General features: G+C 40.6%; 16 protein-coding genes. 11 read left to right on the plus strand and 5 right to left on the minus strand.

The window, feature by feature from the left end; all coding sequences use genetic code 11:
* Positions 1–14 precede the first annotated feature (14 nt).
* Both AC2SLL_RS04875 and AC2SLL_RS04880 read right to left on the minus strand, forming a co-directional pair.
* Positions 15–491 (minus strand): ATP synthase subunit I, encoded by a 477-nt coding sequence (locus AC2SLL_RS04875; RefSeq protein WP_486530616.1) that lies wholly within the window; start codon positions 489–491, stop codon positions 15–17.
* A gap of 233 nt (positions 492–724) precedes the next feature.
* Positions 725–1,732: a metal ABC transporter solute-binding protein, Zn/Mn family gene (locus AC2SLL_RS04880; protein WP_486530554.1), complete on the minus strand. Its 1,008-nt coding sequence runs from the start codon at positions 1,730–1,732 to the stop codon at positions 725–727.
* A gap of 247 nt (positions 1,733–1,979) precedes the next feature.
* Between AC2SLL_RS04880 and AC2SLL_RS04885 the strand changes: the two genes are divergently transcribed.
* From AC2SLL_RS04885 to gluQRS, 6 genes are all read left to right on the plus strand, one after another.
* Positions 1,980–2,597: a transcriptional repressor gene (locus AC2SLL_RS04885; RefSeq protein ID WP_486530555.1), complete on the plus strand. Its 618-nt coding sequence runs from the start codon at positions 1,980–1,982 to the stop codon at positions 2,595–2,597.
* Positions 2,598–2,857: 260 nt separating this feature from the next.
* Complete coding sequence (locus tag AC2SLL_RS04890; RefSeq protein ID WP_486530617.1) at positions 2,858–3,559, plus strand: metal ABC transporter ATP-binding protein; 702 nt, start codon at positions 2,858–2,860, stop codon at positions 3,557–3,559.
* A 46-nt stretch (positions 3,560–3,605) separates the two neighbouring features.
* Positions 3,606–4,403 (plus strand): metal ABC transporter permease, encoded by a 798-nt coding sequence (locus AC2SLL_RS04895; RefSeq protein WP_486530556.1) that lies wholly within the window; start codon positions 3,606–3,608, stop codon positions 4,401–4,403.
* A gap of 134 nt (positions 4,404–4,537) precedes the next feature.
* Positions 4,538–5,383 (plus strand): metallophosphoesterase, encoded by an 846-nt coding sequence (locus tag AC2SLL_RS04900; protein WP_486530557.1) that lies wholly within the window; start codon positions 4,538–4,540, stop codon positions 5,381–5,383.
* A 274-nt stretch (positions 5,384–5,657) separates the two neighbouring features.
* A complete protein-coding gene (dksA, locus tag AC2SLL_RS04905; protein WP_486530558.1) occupies positions 5,658–6,092 on the plus strand; it encodes an RNA polymerase-binding protein DksA in 435 nt (144 codons plus the stop codon).
* A gap of 359 nt (positions 6,093–6,451) precedes the next feature.
* Complete coding sequence (gluQRS, locus tag AC2SLL_RS04910) at positions 6,452–7,420, plus strand: tRNA glutamyl-Q(34) synthetase GluQRS (RefSeq protein ID WP_486530559.1); 969 nt, start codon at positions 6,452–6,454, stop codon at positions 7,418–7,420.
* 111 nt (positions 7,421–7,531) lie between these two features.
* Here the strand turns inward: gluQRS and ftsW are convergent, their stop codons facing one another.
* A complete protein-coding gene (gene ftsW, locus AC2SLL_RS04915) occupies positions 7,532–8,698 on the minus strand; it encodes a putative lipid II flippase FtsW (protein ID WP_486530618.1) in 1,167 nt (388 codons plus the stop codon).
* A 210-nt stretch (positions 8,699–8,908) separates the two neighbouring features.
* Positions 8,909–10,420 (minus strand): UDP-N-acetylmuramoyl-L-alanine--D-glutamate ligase, encoded by a 1,512-nt coding sequence (murD, locus tag AC2SLL_RS04920; protein ID WP_486530560.1) that lies wholly within the window; start codon positions 10,418–10,420, stop codon positions 8,909–8,911.
* 620 nt (positions 10,421–11,040) lie between these two features.
* Here murD and AC2SLL_RS04925 point away from each other — a divergent pair.
* From AC2SLL_RS04925 to AC2SLL_RS04940, 4 genes are all read left to right on the plus strand, one after another.
* Positions 11,041–12,558 (plus strand): SulP family inorganic anion transporter, encoded by a 1,518-nt coding sequence (locus AC2SLL_RS04925; protein ID WP_486530561.1) that lies wholly within the window; start codon positions 11,041–11,043, stop codon positions 12,556–12,558.
* A gap of 157 nt (positions 12,559–12,715) precedes the next feature.
* Positions 12,716–13,576: a universal stress protein gene (locus tag AC2SLL_RS04930; protein WP_486530562.1), complete on the plus strand. Its 861-nt coding sequence runs from the start codon at positions 12,716–12,718 to the stop codon at positions 13,574–13,576.
* A gap of 416 nt (positions 13,577–13,992) precedes the next feature.
* Complete coding sequence (locus AC2SLL_RS04935) at positions 13,993–14,331, plus strand: P-II family nitrogen regulator (protein ID WP_486530563.1); 339 nt, start codon at positions 13,993–13,995, stop codon at positions 14,329–14,331.
* A 120-nt stretch (positions 14,332–14,451) separates the two neighbouring features.
* The gene (locus tag AC2SLL_RS04940; RefSeq protein WP_486530564.1) at positions 14,452–15,714 is read left to right on the plus strand and encodes an ammonium transporter; all 1,263 of its coding nucleotides are present in this window, start codon (positions 14,452–14,454) and stop codon (positions 15,712–15,714) included.
* A gap of 204 nt (positions 15,715–15,918) precedes the next feature.
* Here AC2SLL_RS04940 and AC2SLL_RS04945 read toward each other — a convergent pair whose 3' ends face one another.
* On the minus strand, positions 15,919–16,422 hold the full coding sequence (locus AC2SLL_RS04945; RefSeq protein WP_486530565.1) for a YcgN family cysteine cluster protein: 504 nt from the start codon (positions 16,420–16,422) through the stop codon (positions 15,919–15,921).
* 461 nt (positions 16,423–16,883) lie between these two features.
* Here AC2SLL_RS04945 and AC2SLL_RS04950 point away from each other — a divergent pair, with 461 nt between their 5' ends.
* Positions 16,884–17,624, plus strand: coding sequence for a dienelactone hydrolase family protein (locus tag AC2SLL_RS04950; RefSeq protein WP_486530566.1), 741 nt, complete (start codon positions 16,884–16,886; stop codon positions 17,622–17,624).
* Positions 17,625–17,651 lie beyond the last annotated feature (27 nt).

The raw sequence follows: 17,651 nt of genomic DNA on the forward strand, positions 1-17,651 counted from the left end.
TCATCTCATATGTTTTAATATTTTATGCGCACCAACCATAAACTTATAAAATAACAAATTTGCATCATTATAAAACCACTTATTACTGCACCAGCAGATATGCGATAAGGGGACATAAAAACAATACTAAACCCTATTATCAATATGAGCCACTTTACAAGTTGACCAACATAGAGTTGGTTTACTACTCCCCTCGTTTGGATGGCGCCTGAATATTTAAATATAAACGATGCGAATATAGCTTGTGATAACCAGTTTAAAGTTGCTCCTATCACAATGCTTTTTGTGTATTGCAGTCCGCTTTTAAAATAAAATATATCAAGAAGCCATGTTATAAAAACAATAAACAGTAACCCTATTGATCTGAATCTTGCTTGCTTTCGCAAATTCAGCCGTTGCTGCTGCTTCCTTTCGGATGCCCTTAGGGGTGTGCTAGGTGCCGAATTCGAGTCAGGTAACATAACATTTCTACAACACAAAACGCCGACCATTATAGACACGGCTTATCACTAAAGCAAGATAAAACTTATCGATATTGCAATTTTATTCATTTAATTAAGGGCCACTACACTAACACTCTATTGCAGCAGCTATATTTATAGAGATAAAAAGACATAGATAAGCAATGATTGTTGTCTATTTGTGCTTTTAGGCAATATCATATCTATCGCACTTGTTTATAAAATGCTTCGCTATCTATAACTGAGTCGATTTTACTGTCCGTTTAATGGTTTTGAACACATTTGTTAATATCAAGCGCTATGGATAACCATCCTGTAATAAAATCCTCTGAATTACTCATATCCTCTTGCTGTATACTGCTACGTATAGGCTTGAGTTTACTCAATACCCCTTTATTACTATCGGATTGTAATACAATACACATGTTTTGTTGTGATCGCGTTTTCTTTAACCAACGAAATTGACTGGCCTTAGGTGGTAAGTGATGATCAGCGGTTAATGCGCCTACCATATCTAGATTCAAGGTTGCTTCGATATATTGAAAGGCATCATGATACGCCCAATAAGGTACTTTTTTTGATGGGGTATTAGACGATTGATGTACTTGCTGTACAGCGGCATCCATCTTAATGGCAAAAGTCCTCACATTTTTGGCATATATCTCTTTGTATTTTGGATTGGCTCGGCTATATATAGCACCTAATGCTCGAGTAATAGCTTTAGCATTGTCTGGATCTAACCAAATATGAGGATCTAGTGTCCCCTTGATTGGATGACCTTGAATATTTCGAAAAGGTAACTTTTTGAAACCTTTCAAATCAAACAAGGCAATTGTATTCGGACTTTTGGTAAACGGCTTAACCAAGTTGGTTTCTAAGTCTTTACCAAACCAAACCACATAGCGACTATCACTCACTGTTTTCATATCGCCAGGACTTAGGCTACCATGATGGCCTATATCTCCTGCATCAAGTAGCAGTTTCGCTGATGGTGCTCCTTTAGTTACCGCTTCACTCAGTAAAAAAAGCGGATAGTTACTCACTGCGACTTCTGTTTTGGCGCTAATATAACTGGGAACTTCTGCTAAACTAGTGGCCTTATGTGGGTTTGCACTAGCCACTGATGGTAGAAGGCTAACTATTAAACTTAGAACAGAAACAGAAAAACCCATTTTGATTTTTTTGGTCAAATTGATAAGTGCTAGAGAAGAGTTGGTATACTGCTTTCTGCTTTTAAATTTTTTTTTGTTTTTAAAGGTTAGTATTAACATCGTGGTCTCTTAATAAGTTGTGTGGTAAGTAAGATTTAAGATAGATTATTGAAAATACATCCTTCTCAATATACGAATGCTAGTCTGAGCGCTGAAATGACTTATAGTAAAGATATGTTATAATATAACTTTTTTTATTTTTAGCAAGCTTTATAGCTGTATTTTATGTTTATCTGCCTACAGATATAAAAGTGTGTTACATATAATATTAATGACAGACGATTTGAATAGTGCACTGAGGTTAAATATGTCTAATGAATTACAGTTAAGTCTAAATGAGCACCAACATTCAGGTGGTACAGCTTGTCGCACTCACTTATCTTGCGATCATTCAGATAATGATGACTTATTTCACTTACACGATGTTCATGCGCTAACCGAGCCCGCAATTGAAAATAGACTAAATAAAGCCGAACAACTGTGTCAAGCACAGGGAGCACGATTTACCCCCTTAAGGCAAAATGTTTATAAACTCATTTTACAATCAGATAAACCCATTGGCGCCTATGATCTTATTCAAAGCTTGCAGGCTAATCGTGAACAAGCAGAAGGCCACAAAGCCAAACTGGTTGCGCCTCCTACAATCTATAGGACACTCGATTTTTTGCTCAACCTTGGTTTTATACATCAGTTAACGTCAATAAATGCCTTTGTACCCTGTTGCCATCCTAGAGAACTACACAATGCAGTGTTTTTGATGTGTAAAAACTGCCAACGGGTACAAGAATGTAGCAACCTCCCTGTCGGTGATATAGTAAGTTACGTCAATCAGGAAATTGGATTCCGAGTTGAGCAAAGTGTCATGGAACTAAAAGGCATCTGTCAGCGCTGCTTACCCAATCCGAAAGTGTCTTTGGAGGCCTAAAAATGACCGTCATTTCACTTCAAGATCCACCACAAGATGCAGGATCTGAGACCAGTAGCTATGATAGTCACACACTATTTAACTCTGAATCCACTTCAAATCCTCAAGCCACCCCAATAATGAGTCTACATTCTGTGGGGTTTTCGATTAATCAACACTTTAAAGCTAAACGCTTACGACCTAAGCACTGGCTCAATAGCGCGCGCTCCAATAAAGGCAGTATAGGTTTAGCATCTAGTAAGATTGATAGTGATAGTACTATGCATTTAACGTTGCAGCAGAGTAAAGACCTACTGACCAATATCAGTCTAGACATCCACCCTTATGAAAAAATGACTGTTATTGGACCAAATGGTGCTGGAAAGTCAACGTTAATGAAGCTGATGCTAGGTTTACTTACCCCAACTACAGGTAAGTTAACGCGCCATCCAGAGCTAACTATTGGCTATGTTCCACAAAAATTTTCGGTGCCAGCTATATTGCCACTTAGAGTTGAGGACTTATTGGCTCAAGTAAACATGAAGCTTACTAAGTCGCAACAAGCTTTGCTCTATGATAGTCTATCCATCCAGCCATTATTAAAACAGCAGGTTATACACCTGTCTGGTGGAGAGACTCAGCGTATTCTCCTTGCCCGCTCATTGCTTGGCAAACCGAATCTTCTGATATTGGACGAGCCAATGCAGGGGCTGGATCCTGAAAGTGAACGTTGGCTTTACGAATTCATTGACGATTTGCCTGACTTTTTGCAGTGCGCAATGGTAGTAGTATCCCATGATCTACATTGGGTAATGCGTGGTAGTAGACGGGTAATCTGCTTAAATAAGCATATCTGCTGCGAAGGACAACCCAGCAAGCTTGAGGTATCAGAAGAATTCAAACTACTATTTGGGCGCCAGTATGCGCAACCTTATATCCATAAGCCACACGACTGCCAACATACGGTAACTTGTGATAGCTGATTTAATATCTCTTTTTTTATAAGATTTATCGTAGGATTTGTTAAATATGTTCGCTGAATGGCTAGAAATTATCGCACCTGCGTGGATTGCCGGTAGCTTATTGGCAGTATTATCAGCACCGCTAGGTTGCTTAGTGTTATGGCGTAGAATGGCTTTTTTTGCCGATGCCTTAGCACACGCCACCCTATTTGGCGTTGCATTGGCTGCATTGTGGCAACTGCCTTTTACTATTGGTATTATCCTTGTCAGTGTTTTGGTGGTAACAGGTTTAGTTTGGCTTGAAGATGACCGTTTACCTAGTGATGCTGTGCTCGCTGTCGTGTCTGTATTTATGCTATGTTTAGGGCTTTTGACTATGACACAATTGACTCAAATGCAAGCGAATGTGCTGGGGTATCTTTTTGGCAACTTGCTCGAGGTTGGGTGGGATGATTTATCTATACTCTTTCTTTGTGTAACGATTGGCATTGGCGGCTTGGTCTATGTTTGGCGGCCTCAAGTCATGTTAGCCACTCACCTTGAGCTTGCACAAGTTGCTGGGATTAATGCGACTCATCAGCGCATATTTTTCATGAGTATATTGGCGGGATTTTGTGCTTTAGCTCTACAAGCCGTGGGGAGTCTTCTAATTAGTGGCCTATTAATTTTGCCGGCATTGACTGCCAGATTATTCGCCCACTCTCCCAAACAAATGGTTATTATATCGATCATACTTGCCCAACTTGCGGTTACCACTGGGGTTTGGGGAAGCGTTTTATTAGATATTCAAACCGGCCTAGCGATCGTTTTAGGGCTGGCTGTGGTATTTTTTCTTTCATTTATTGTGACGCGTGTGAATGCGTAGTTTATTAAGCCCTTAGCCTCTTAATCAATATGCATTTATAAAAAAACAAAACCATATTCAGATTTTATACAACGATTCAAAAGGGTCTTATTTGCGACCTCACGTTACAATTACAATAAGAAAGGTTGAAATAAATGAGCCAACTAGCCTCTCCTACCACAATTTATCCCCCTCATCATATTCCTAATAATGATAAATCAGTTAACGTATTACAGCTGACTGACCTACATTTATACCTAGATACAAATAAAAAAACTGCTGGAATAAATAATCAGCAGAGTTTTGACAACTGCTTACATCAAGCGCTTAACGACAACATTCGCTGTGACCTGATTTTACTAACTGGCGATTTAGTCAATGAAGTTAAGTCTGAAATTTATGACCGTATTTTTGACCAATTAGAGCAGACCGGCATACCTTTTGCATGTATTGCAGGTAATCACGACGTTACTGATGAATTAAATACTCACTTGGCGTATAAAAAGCATGAATACGTGGCTCATACTCGAGACCCTCGTTTGCTATCACGTCATATCATTAAAGCTAACAATTGGCACATACTCTTAGTAGACTCAAGTGTACCAGGGCATGTTTATGGCTACTTAGGTAAAGAAAACATTGAATGGTTACAACAAACCTTAGCGATAATTCATACGCCTGTCATAATTGCCATGCATCATCATGTGCTTCCGATGACATCCTCATGGATTAATCAGCACATTACCAAGGATGCTGATGACTTTTGGCAAGTTGTTACGATGTATTCAAATATCAAAGCTGTCATAACAGGCCATGTTCATCAAAAGTATGAGACAGATTATTGCAATACATGGGTGTATGCCACGCCATCAACCTGCTACCAATTCAAACCCAATTGTAATGACTTTACTTTAGATGTTAACGCTCAACCTGGCTATCGCTGGTTGCAGCTTGATCAAGAAGGTAAAATAAAAAGTTGGATTAGACGGTTGACTGCATAAGTAAAAATCAATAATAACTAACACTAAATACGTCTCTAAACCACTAAGCGAATGATGAAGACGACATTTAATTAAATAACCATAGCGCGTGTTTGAACATTCGGTCATAGTATTTACAGTGGCGATTTTAATGTTCATCACGACCTACCAGAACTGTTACTTAACATGTTTAAACATGTGTAATAGTGATAAAAATGCTTGTATCTACAAAAAATTGGTGTTATAAGAATCAATTATTTTTAGCGCCACCTACTTATAGGCATAGGAAGTTGTCATGAGTCAAACCACTACAAACGATCTAGTATTCACGCCTTACGAAGCCAAGCCAGACGAAGAATATATGTCTAATGCTCAGCTCAAGCACTTTGAAACTATGCTAAAAGCATGGAAACAACAGCTTGCAGGTGATGCTAATCGTACCAAAAACTACATTCAAGATGAGTCTACCTCGCTATCAGATATAAATGATAGGGCGACTCAAGAAGAGGAGTTTGCACTTGCTTTAAGAACACGTGATCGTGAGCGCAAACTGATTCGTAAAATTGACAAATCTTTGGCTGAAATCAGTAACGGCGATTATGGTTTTTGCCAAACCTGTGGAGTCGAAATTGGCTTGCGTCGCCTTGAAGCACGCCCAACAGCTACACAGTGTATTGACTGTAAAACACTGTCAGAAATGAAAGAGCGTCAAGCTTGGGGACATGCATAGTCACGTTTGCAACCTAACTATTGGCCTATTAATGGCTATTGGCTTATTAAATGGTTTGTTAGCCAGTTCTATGTGTTTAGGTAATTGCGCAATCCTATATTGATTCGATTTGACCGATTGCATTTGCTTATATATGGGTGCTAATCTTATATATGGGCAATTACACAGGTTAATGCTACCATATAGTCAGCGAACTACTAAACGGTTACGGCGTTAACCTCGTTAAGCCTACTCCAGTAGTACTTGCACTCGGTTGCCTTGTAACCATTTTAGACTTCTTTGACTATAGCTTTAATTAAGTTTGATGTAACGTTTTTTCCGCATTTTTATTGCTCGCTTATCTTGTTTGTCATAGCCATATGCAAAAACATCCTATAGAGCAACCCTTTGCAGGGCCTAACCCAAGGCCCGCAGTGGGTCGCTTTGCGCCTTCTCCGACTGGAGAACTTCATCTTGGCTCTCTAACAACTGCTATTGCTAGCTACTGCCATATTAAATCGCTCAATGGGCGGTGGCTGCTGCGCATAGAAGATACCGACTATCAACGCTGCACCCGTCAATATAGCGACAACATTCTTTATGACTTGGAGAAGCTCGGTCTACATTGGGACTTGGAAGTAGTCTATCAGTCTCAGCGTAATGAGTTATACAATGACATGCTCAGCAATCAGCTAGACAAACGCATTTATGGCTGCACGTGCTCTCGTAAACAACTGCAAGGTCATGACATCTACCCAAGATTTTGCTTACCCAAGTCAATCGATGAATATTCACATCATAGTACTCATGCTAAAGCTGTAACAGCCGACCTAAAGCCGTCATTAGAATCCTCAAAGGTTAGAGTGCAACTGCCCAACCACAGCATTGGATTTTTAGATCATCTTCAAGGGATGCAATGGGTAAATCCACAACGAACCTTGGGGGATGTAGTGTTGCGGCGGGCTGATGGTATTATTAATTATTTTTTAGCCGTGAGTGTGGATGATGGCTTGCAAGGTGTGACCCATGTCATGCGTGGGCTGGATATTTTACCCTTAACTACTGCCCAGATTGCACTGATGTCCTACTTAGACTTGCCTGCGGTGGAGCGATGGTATCACCTACCCTTGGTTGAAAACTCACAAGGTCAAAAACTATCTAAACAAAATCTTGCCAGCCCAATTGACACCAGTAGTATTGAAAAATGCCAACAGCTTATTCAATTAGCATTGACCCTACTCAAACAACCTAAAGTTGAAATAGGTGCACCTAGAGACATGCTCCAACAGGCTACGGCACAGTGGCAGAACGATCCGCTTAAAAACCAAACCTCACTGGGAAAAGTCTAGCGAACTGACTGTGTTGAGCGAATCAATGCGGATGCTATTTTATCCTAGTGTCCAATGGTTCACAGCAGAACGGGTAGCGACTCGATAGTAAATCACTGGATAGCAATTAACTCAATAGTGACGGCACTGTGCAGCAGGAATTAAGGGGCTTTTCTTATGTATTTTTAGCAATAAACCCACCATTACTAAACAAACAAGCATTGATGACCCTCCATAGCTAAAGAACGGCATGGTTAGCCCTTTAGTTGGCATAATGCCCATATTCATACCTGCATTGATAATGCTCTGTCCAATAAAAATAATACCAAACCCAAATGCAGTGTAGCTCAAACGCATTTGACGCCTTTTTAAGGCTAAGTAGCTAATACGCATGGTGCTAGCAATAATCAGTGCTTCAAGTAGCAATACAGCAATCACACCAATAAAGCCCAGCTCTTCCCCTGTAATAGCCAATAAAAAGTCAGTGTGTGCTTCAGGTAGATGAGCCAGCTTTTGTACGCTTTCTCCATAGCCAACACCTGTTACCTGACCACGGCCAAAAGCTATCAGGCTGCGTGCAAGCTGATAATCTGATCCTTGAATGTCATTAAAAGGGTCTAAAAAAGAAGTCACTCGCGCAAAGCGGTATTCTTTAAACCAAATCGCCAGCGCAGATAGCCCTGCAACGACTGAGCCGAGTATCATAAATTGACCTTGCGGCGCTCCAGCAACATAAAACATAGCCAAAATTGTGCAGATAATAATGACCAGCGAGCCGAAATCTGGTTGTAGCAATAGCAAAGTAGTAATAAGAGAAACAACAATAAATATTCGTAAAAAACCATCCCAACTGTGGCGAACCTCATTGGCTCGGCGTACCACAAAATCCGCTGTAAACAATACCATAACTAGCTTTACTAACTCAGCAACTTGGAAGTTAAATGAGCCTATTTCAATCCAACGTTTTGCCCCATTAATTGGATCACCAAATACCAGCGTTAGGATTAACAACGCTACCGTTATCAACAAACCAAAGACTTGTAATAGCAACACGTAAAACCAGCTTAATTTAAAATAATAGGTTATGATTCCCGCTAAAATCCCAATACCAATATAAACCAATTGGTGCTGAAAAAAATACAGCTCGTCCATGTCTTGACTAAAAGCGAATGGAATAGATGCTGACGTTACCATGACTAAGCTAAGCACTAATAAACAACCCACACTAGCCAGTAAAACCCCACCAGCTGATGGTAGTGAAAACACACCAGTGTTTTTATCTTTATGAGTCGGGTTCATCCTTGAAACGGGACTTTTTGTAGAGGCAGGTGCGGTGGGGGTAACTTTAGCCATAAGGGTATCTACTGTGCTTAAAACGGTTTATTCACGTTGGTTTGAGTTTGGAGTTTAAAAGCTGAGCGTAAGCGTCCTTTTTGATGTCTCATTTAATAAGGCATCCTATCCAACGATGACGTTGATTAAAATCAGACGCTTATTTTAAGCTATTGATTATGGTTTCATTGCTTCAACGAGCTGACAAAAATGCTCGCCTCGCTTAGTATAGCTCGTATATTGATCAAAGCTAGCACAAGCTGGGGATAATAACACAGCAGCAACCTGCGACAAGCTACTCGCAATAATTTCTTGCGATTTATTTATTGCATTAGGCAATGTTTCACAAAAATGCATCTCAACGCTATTATCAATGTTGGCCTGCCTTAAATGCTCAGCAATAAGGTTAGCGTCTTGGCCAATTAACAAAACTTGGCTGACATAGTCATTAATCAGTGGGGCAAGCTCGCCAAACTTTTGATTTTTACCTTGGCCGCCCAATATGAGTAGCAGTTTCGTTTTACCATCAGACTGTGTACTATACCCTGATCCCAGCCCAGTAATAGCGGCCCTTGTAGACCCAATATTCGTCCCCTTTGAGTCATTAAAGTAATCAACGCCTTTAATGTTAGCAACATACTGGCAACGATGTTCTAAACCTGCAAAGCTTTTAAGGGTGTGTAGCATACTGTCTAAAGGAATGTGAACAAGCTCGCCAATCGCTACCGCAGCCAGCGCATTTAACAAATTATGCTTGCCTTTGATTTTTAATTCATCTGCATTAATGAGCTTTGCTGTTCCCTTTGCTAAATATAAACGTCCATTACCTTCGTCAATTAGGCCATATTGGCCGCTGTCAGGTGCATTTTGACCAATGCTAATTCGGGGTAGATTGTCAGCTACTAAAGGCCGTGTTAGTGCATCTTCACGATTAATCACGATGGACTTTGCGCCCTGAAAAATACGATGTTTGGCTTGGTGATAGCCGAGCATATCACCATGACGGTCTAAATGATCAGGCGACATATTAAGTACGGTTGCCACACTTGCACCAAGATCAGTAACCGTTTCTAACTGGAAACTTGACAGTTCTAAGACAGCAAGTTCCATGTTATTAGCAAGGCTCTCATCATCTAATAAGCTTAACGCAGGCGTGCCAATGTTACCGCCTACGCCTACATTAATACCCGCATCTTTTGCCATTAAACCCACCAAAGTCGTTACCGTGCTTTTTGCATTTGAACCGGTAATGGCAACAATAGGCGCTGGGCAAGCTGCTTTAAATAGTTGAATATCACTGACAACAGGGATACCAGCTCGTTTGGCTGCGGCAACTGCTGGCACGGTTAAAGGCACGCCTGGACTGATAATAATACGAGAGGCACTTAGGAGTAGTTCGCCATCTATAGCACCAAAAGAGCGAATCTCAACACTCTGCGGCAATTGTTTAGCCAACGTTGGGTTATCGCTAGCGTCCGTTACGGCGACTTTGAAGCCCCGCTTAGTTAAATATTTAACCGTTGCTAATCCCGATTGGCCCAATCCAATCACTACCTGCAGCCCTTCTCCTTTATGAATGAGTGAAGACAATTCTGCATCAACCGACTTATCTGATAACAGACTCTCAACGGTGGGGTCACTAAATGATGAATTACTTTGTAACGTGTTAACGGATTGCTCTATGCTCATGGTCTGTTTTGTGCCTTTATTTATTATGCTATGATGCACCCATTTTATGGCTATTCACTTATATTTAATAATGTTGCAATTTCCTAGAGCGTGTCCTAAATTCGTACAATTGCATTTAAATGGGCTAAAAATAGCTAAATCTTGTCATACCACGTCAAATAACGGGTAAATATCTCGATATTTACCTATTATTTTCCTTGTCTGACTTCGATTTATCTTATTTTTATCTCCATTTTCAAAATGAGGACACGCCCTAATATGGGTATGTTATGCAGTATATTAACCATTGGGCTGACATTACCTTAATGAATTAGGTTAGCAGGTAAACTTAAAATATCTGAGAGTTTCATACATAGTTTGATTGTTTTATACATAAATATGTTGCCTTACAATTCTATCATGACCCAATTGTTAAATAACTTAATTTACAAATGATTGAGGCACACTCAGTTATTTTATTGATAAAGTGACATAGATATAGATAAAGTTGTATCAATAAAGCTGCATTTATATCCTTGTACTATACTACCCTAAATAAACAAACAACCTGAATAAGCTAAATAACCAAACAATCGTTTTAAATATATACGAACTGACCAACCAATAGTTGACCTGACAATATGATCTTTCCTTCTATAGATACCGTGCGAGATGAGTGGTTTTCTAATGTGCGTGGCGACGTACTTTCTGGACTTGTGGTTGCACTGGCTTTAATACCTGAAGCAATTGCATTTTCTATCATTGCGGGTGTTGATCCTAAAGTGGGGCTATACGCCTCATTTTGTATTGCTGTCGTTATTAGTTTTGTCGGCGGCCGCCCAGGCATGATATCGGCAGCCACTGGGGCCATGGCTTTAGTGATGGTCACACTCGTGGCAGATCATGGGCTTGAATACCTACTGGCTGCCACGTTATTGTGTGGTGCCATACAGTTTATTATGGGCGTATTTAAACTTGGTAACCTGATGCGCTTTGTTTCCCGCTCTGTCGTCATTGGGTTTGTTAACGCCCTTGCTATTTTAATTTTTATGGCGCAGCTTCCAGAGCTTGTTCCCGCATTAAACCCAGCTGCTGGCGATCGAATCGGTATGCCTGTCTATATTATGACGGCTGCTGGTCTTGCGATTATCTACGGTTTTCCCCTACTCCCCAAAATTGGTAAACTAATACCCTCTCCATTAATTTGTATTATGGGTTTAACGGCTATAGCGATGTATCTTGGCTTAGATATCCGTAACGTAGGAGACATGGGCGACCTACCCGACACGCTGCCCATGTTTTTGATACCGGATATTCCCTTAAACCTTAATACTTTACTAATTATTGCGCCCTATTCAATGGCGCTTGCGATAGTGGGCTTACTTGAATCCATGATGACAGCAACCATCGTTGATGATCTAACCGATACCAGTAGTGATAAAAATAGAGAATGTCGTGGTCAAGGTGTGGCAAACGTAGTTTCAGGCTTCTTTGGTGGCATGGCTGGCTGTGCTATGATTGGTCAATCAATCATCAATGTGAAATCTGGCGGTCGTACACGCTTATCCACTTTTATCGCTGGCGCGGTACTGCTCATCTTAGTCGTTTTCTTGAGTGAGTGGGTCAGTAAAATTCCAATGGCAGCCTTAGTGGCGGTTATGATTATGGTCTCTATTGGTACATTTAACTGGGAATCGTTGCGAGAGTTTAAAACACATCCTATGTCGTTTAATGTCGTTATGTTAGCCACAGTCCTTACAACCGTATTTACCCATAACTTAGCCTACGGTGTGTTGGTAGGTGTGCTGTTGTCTGCCTTGTTCTTTGCTAATAAAATTGGCCAGTTTCTTACCGTATTTAGTGAGTATGATGAGCCGAGTAATACGCGCTATTATTATGTACAAGGTCAAGTATTTTTTACCTCAACAACCCAGTTCTTAGAGAGCTTTGATACTAAAGAAGCGTTAGATAAAGTAGAGATTGATGTCAGTCATGCTCATTTCTGGGATGTCACTGCCGTTGATACACTCGATAAAATGGTCATGCGCTTTCAGCGTGAAGGGGTTGAAGTAAAAGTCGTGGGGCTTAACGAGGCGAGCCGAACTCTTATTGATCGCTTTTCAGTACATGACCGCCGAGATATTGGTTTATTAGACTGATACAGCGAGCGAACTGCAAAGCGTCAAACGATTGCCATCCTACTTTTTTAATTTAAAGTAGGATCTTTTAATTTCTTGATTAAAACCGTCAATACCATTATAACTAACTAGGTATAATGAGTATTAATTTATCAACCTATTCCTTTGGGTGATTTTCATGAGCAACTTACGTCCTGATAGTGTCATTGCTTGTTTAGACGCGCCGACACATATACAAGCTGTACTAAATGCCAGTATATGGGCAGCAAAAATGTTGCAAGCACCTTTAGGGATGCTCTACGCTTCTCCTCAAAGAGCACGTGCCGCTGCAATCGACTACTCAGGATGTCTTGTAGGCGACGATGACGTACACATGATGAATCAATTTACCCTTGAGGAGAAAGACAGTAATGGCAAATTAAATAATCAAGGTCGTGCCTTACTCAAGCAAGCAAATGAGTATTGCCAGCAAAAAAAAGGGCGATATGATCAGCCCATATACACCTTGCATCGTCACGCAACAGTTGCAGCAAGCCTTGACTATGTTGACAAAGATGCACAGCTGGTTGTCATTGGTCATCAAGTAACCTGTAAAAATACGTTAGCTCAGCTCATACGCATGAGCGACTGCCCTGTATTAGTTACCCATACCTCTTTTACCACCCCCAAAACTGCTCTATTTGCTTTTGATAATCGACCAACTTGTCATGCCCTACTTGATTGGTTATGTGACAATGCACTGGTTCGTAACATGACTGTACATGTGGTCATGGTTGGCGACGAGAATGAAACCAATAAAGACGCTGTGCGAGAAGCTTATGCTCGCCTAAAACAAGCGGGTATTAAATGTAAAAAAGCACTCGTTAATAGCCGTGACATTACCGCGGCCTTAATGTATTACCAACAAGAACATCAGCTTGACTTACTCATGACTGGCGCATTTGGCGAGTCGCGTTTGCGTGAGCTATTACGAGGCAGCGATACCCGTGAATTGCTAAAAGCCAGTAGCACACCATATTTACTTTACCCTCGTATGTAGTAGCGCTTGTCTGTATAAATTACTATATATGAAGACATGCACTAATTTACCCTCAATATTCTTATTAATAAATTCGATTGATACTACTGATAATTTTGTTGATGTCTATCATTTTCGTTTATCCCAATCAGACTCTTTCACAAATTGCTAACTAACCCTTAACCTCCAACCCTTAAACTTCGCTATAATAATCTCACTATAAATGGTGTTTATCTGGCGCGGTGTATGCTTTTATGGTGCATCGCAATTTTTACTTGCACTACTTTGATGCAAATCTCACTTAAAAAGCGTCTTCCCCCTTCGTTTTTTAAATGGCACGATTCTTGAATCAAAGTAATAACGATATTGAATACGACAGATATATTAAAAAGAATATTTCTTAAACCGATATCGAAACTAATATTAAGGAGCTCCCTATGAAGCTGATTACTGCTATTTTAAAGCCTTTCAAACTTGACGATGTCCGTGAAGCGTTATCTGAAATTGGCGTGAAAGGTGTGACCGTTACTGAGGTTAAAGGTTTTGGTCGTCAAAAGGGTCATACAGAACTGTATCGAGGTGCAGAGTATGTGGTTGATTTTTTACCCAAAGTTAAAATTGAAGCGGCGGTCACAGATGAGATGGTAGAACCTGCTATTGAAGCCATTACTCGCATCGCCAGTACAGGTAAAATCGGTGACGGTAAAATCTTTATCTCCCCGCTAGAACAAGTGATTCGTATTCGTACCGGTGAGACTGGTCCTGACGCTATTTAAATTAAATATTGAACCTAAGCGTGTCGTCACTTAAGTGCTCAAAAAATCTTACGTACCATACGTTCATGGACTCAAAACAATATCTCATTACTATTGATTGTATTCCAAGGGGGAATCATCGTGGAAAATCAGTTAAATTATATTTTTGAACTTCAGTATGCCATAGATACTTTTTATTTCTTAATATGTGGTGCACTGGTCATGTGGATGGCAGCCGGTTTTGCCATGTTAGAGGCGGGTCTTGTTCGCTCTAAAAACACCACTGAAATTTTAACTAAAAATATTGGACTATTTGCCATCGCTTGTACCATGTATTTGGTTTGTGGCTACCACTTTATGTACGGCGGTGGTTTCTTCTTAAGTGGCATTGCAGGTGGCGAAACTTTAGTTGCCGATGCGCTAGCTTCTTCAGCTGAAAACGGTTTCGGTGGTGACTCTGTCTATTCAGCAGCCTCTGACTTTTTCTTCCAAGTAGTGTTCGTCGCAACCTGTATGTCTATCGTATCGGGTGCCGTCGCTGAACGTATGAAGCTTTGGGCATTCTTTGCCTTTGCTGTTGTGATGACTGGTTTTATCTATCCTATGGAAGGAAGTTGGACATGGGGCGGCAACCCAGTACCGTTTATTGGCGAGTTAAACTTTAGCGATTTCGCAGGCTCTGGCATTGTTCATATGGCTGGTGCTGCTGCTGCATTAGCGGGCGTATTACTCCTTGGGGCTCGTAAAGGAAAATATGGTAAAAATGGTGAAATTCGTGCCATTCCAGGAGCGAACTTACCTCTTGCTGCCTTGGGTACCCTTATTTTGTGGATGGGTTGGTTTGGCTTTAACGGTGGTTCCGTATTGAAGCTTGGCGATATCGCTAGTGCCAATGCTGTTGCTATGGTGTTCCTAAACACCAATGCCGCAGCTGCTGGAGGTGCGATTGGTGCCCTAGTTCTTGCACGCCTCGTCTTTGGTAAAGCAGATTTAACCATGCTATTAAATGGTGCTTTAGCCGGCCTCGTTGCCATTACCGCAGGACCAGATACCCCAACACCATTATTAGCTACTGTGTTTGGGCTTATTGCTGGCTTAATTGTAGTGTGTTCAATCATATCTTTAGATAAACTAAAAATTGATGATCCAGTAGGTGCGATATCCGTTCATGGTGTGGTCGGTCTATTTGGTCTATTAATTGTACCAATTACAAATTCCGATGCGACTTTTTTAGGACAACTTGGTGGTGCAGCCGTTATATTTGTCTGGGTATTCGTAACCAGTCTAATTGTTTGGGGTATTATCAAAGCAGTTATGGGCATTCGTATTAGTGAAGAAGAAGAGTATGAAGGTGGCGATTTATCAGAGTGTGGTCAAGAAGCCTATCCTGAATTTGTCAACTAATCAGGTGTCTTGGTAAACTCGTTTCTAAATCTTAACTCACGACTATAAAAGGAGCCACTAAGGCTCCTTTTTATAGTCAAATTATAGTCAAAGAACTTTAAAATCAATTTAAGCCAACCAAGTGAAAGTACGACCATTTTAGGCTAAGCACGGTTTATACCGTAGCTATTTATAAGTTTACCAACTATATTATGAGTGTTACCTCTAAGCAGTTACCCACTGAATAATTCTATCTTCTAGCTCTTCTTCAGCCACACCAACTTCACTCACACACCGCCCAGCCACCCCGACTCCAGCGTCGCGCATGCCTTGTTTTGTTAGCTCAACATTGCCAGTTATCAATAAATGCCAATTTGGCAGGCTTTCTCCTAAATATAAGCGCTTGTAGGCACAGTTGCTCGGTAGCCACATCATGTTACCTACATTCTCAGGCGTTAATGACACACAGCTAGGTACAAACTGGTGACGGTTTACATAGTTTGAGCAATACCCTGTATTACAATCCAGCAGGCGGCAAGCCACATTGGTATAAGCCACATCAGATGGATCCTCATCAACATCTAAGAACTTTTCTAGGCAACAAGCGCCGCACCCATCACACAATGCTTCCCATTCAGCCTCGGTCAGCTCATTCAAAGCATACTGTTGCCAAAAATTTGGACGTAACTGTTTTGCAGGTAACTCATTCGTAAATGTATTGGTGTTCACAGTGCTGCATTCCATAGTTTAAATTTAAGTTAACTCTCATAACCCAATTGCATTGTTTTCATTGGCGTTCTCACTCTATGAAATTCTCATTCCATACGTACCCATAACATTTTGCAATCGAATTTATCATTTAACTTTGCTATGTTATAAATAGCTATGTTATGACTCTTATTTAAATAAAGAGTCAATATAGTCGCTCTCATATAAGTTCACTACAATAAGGTAACTAAGTACAGATAAGAGCTGGCTTGGAGAAGCAGGACAAAAAACTAGGTTAACTGCGTCGTGAATTTATAGAAAGACGACGATATATAGATCGTTGCTTGCATAAAGTCACATTTAAGTGCGGTATAGTCGCATTTAAAGGCTGTATAGAAAATCACGTAAATAAATAGCACTTAAATAAATGACACTTAAATAAATCACACTTACTAAAACATTATAACGCTAAAGGAAAAATTATGAGTATAAAAACATACGAAATTACCTCAACTACCTCTGACGGTATGGAACTAATTAGCTACATTGCTTTGCCTGAAGGTGCTGATGAGCACAATCCAGCGCCCGGTATTTTAGTCGCACCAGAATGGTGGGGCGTTGTTGAATACCCACGCGAGGTCACTGAACGTTTGGCTAAAGCTGGCTTTGCAGCGATAACGATGGACGTTTATGGCGAAGGAAAGCTCACTGCTGATGCAGCTCAAGCCAACGAGTGGATGAGCCAAATGCTCGAAGATCAAGACATGCTGATGTCACGCTGTGAGCTTATTTTAAATGACTTTGGCGATCAAATGGAAGTTGACCGTAATCGCTTAGGGGTAGCGGGTTTTTGTTTTGGCGGCAAAATAGCTTTAGATATGGCCCGTGTGGGTATGCCAATTAAAGCAGTGGCGAGTTTCCACGGTAACCCAGCACCTATATATCCCGCTGAAAAAGGTAAGTTTAAAGCAGAAGTATTGGTGGCGCATGGTAAAGACGACAGTATGGTTTCTATGGAGGCTATTGATAACTTAAAGGCAGAGCTAGACAATGCCGATGTCAATTATCAAATAGATGTTTACGACAATGCAAAACACGGCTTTAGTAACCCAAATGCAGATAAACGAGCAGCAGACAACGGCATAGACTTAGGGTATAACGAAGCCGCTGCCAAACAAAGCTGGGATAAAATGATTAAGTTTATGCGTGAGAAGTTGAAATAATCTATTTTTTAGGTTATATCTTTTTAA

Source organism: Psychrobacter sp. CX97 (assembly GCF_057396285.1).

Coding starts and splice junctions, on each gene's coding strand:
- AC2SLL_RS04875 (WP_486530616.1), bottom strand. CDS start 491: ATGGTCGGCGTTTTGTGTTGTAGAAATGTTATGTTACCTGACTCGAAT.
- AC2SLL_RS04880 (WP_486530554.1), bottom strand. CDS start 1,732: ATGTTAATACTAACCTTTAAAAACAAAAAAAAATTTAAAAGCAGAAAG.
- AC2SLL_RS04885 (WP_486530555.1), top strand. CDS start 1,980: ATGTCTAATGAATTACAGTTAAGTCTAAATGAGCACCAACATTCAGGT.
- AC2SLL_RS04890 (WP_486530617.1), top strand. CDS start 2,858: ATGCATTTAACGTTGCAGCAGAGTAAAGACCTACTGACCAATATCAGT.
- AC2SLL_RS04895 (WP_486530556.1), top strand. CDS start 3,606: ATGTTCGCTGAATGGCTAGAAATTATCGCACCTGCGTGGATTGCCGGT.
- AC2SLL_RS04900 (WP_486530557.1), top strand. CDS start 4,538: ATGAGCCAACTAGCCTCTCCTACCACAATTTATCCCCCTCATCATATT.
- dksA (WP_486530558.1), top strand. CDS start 5,658: ATGAGTCAAACCACTACAAACGATCTAGTATTCACGCCTTACGAAGCC.
- gluQRS (WP_486530559.1), top strand. CDS start 6,452: ATGCAAAAACATCCTATAGAGCAACCCTTTGCAGGGCCTAACCCAAGG.
- ftsW (WP_486530618.1), bottom strand. CDS start 8,698: ATGAACCCGACTCATAAAGATAAAAACACTGGTGTGTTTTCACTACCA.
- murD (WP_486530560.1), bottom strand. CDS start 10,420: ATGAGCATAGAGCAATCCGTTAACACGTTACAAAGTAATTCATCATTT.
- AC2SLL_RS04925 (WP_486530561.1), top strand. CDS start 11,041: ATGATCTTTCCTTCTATAGATACCGTGCGAGATGAGTGGTTTTCTAAT.
- AC2SLL_RS04930 (WP_486530562.1), top strand. CDS start 12,716: ATGAGCAACTTACGTCCTGATAGTGTCATTGCTTGTTTAGACGCGCCG.
- AC2SLL_RS04935 (WP_486530563.1), top strand. CDS start 13,993: ATGAAGCTGATTACTGCTATTTTAAAGCCTTTCAAACTTGACGATGTC.
- AC2SLL_RS04950 (WP_486530566.1), top strand. CDS start 16,884: ATGAGTATAAAAACATACGAAATTACCTCAACTACCTCTGACGGTATG.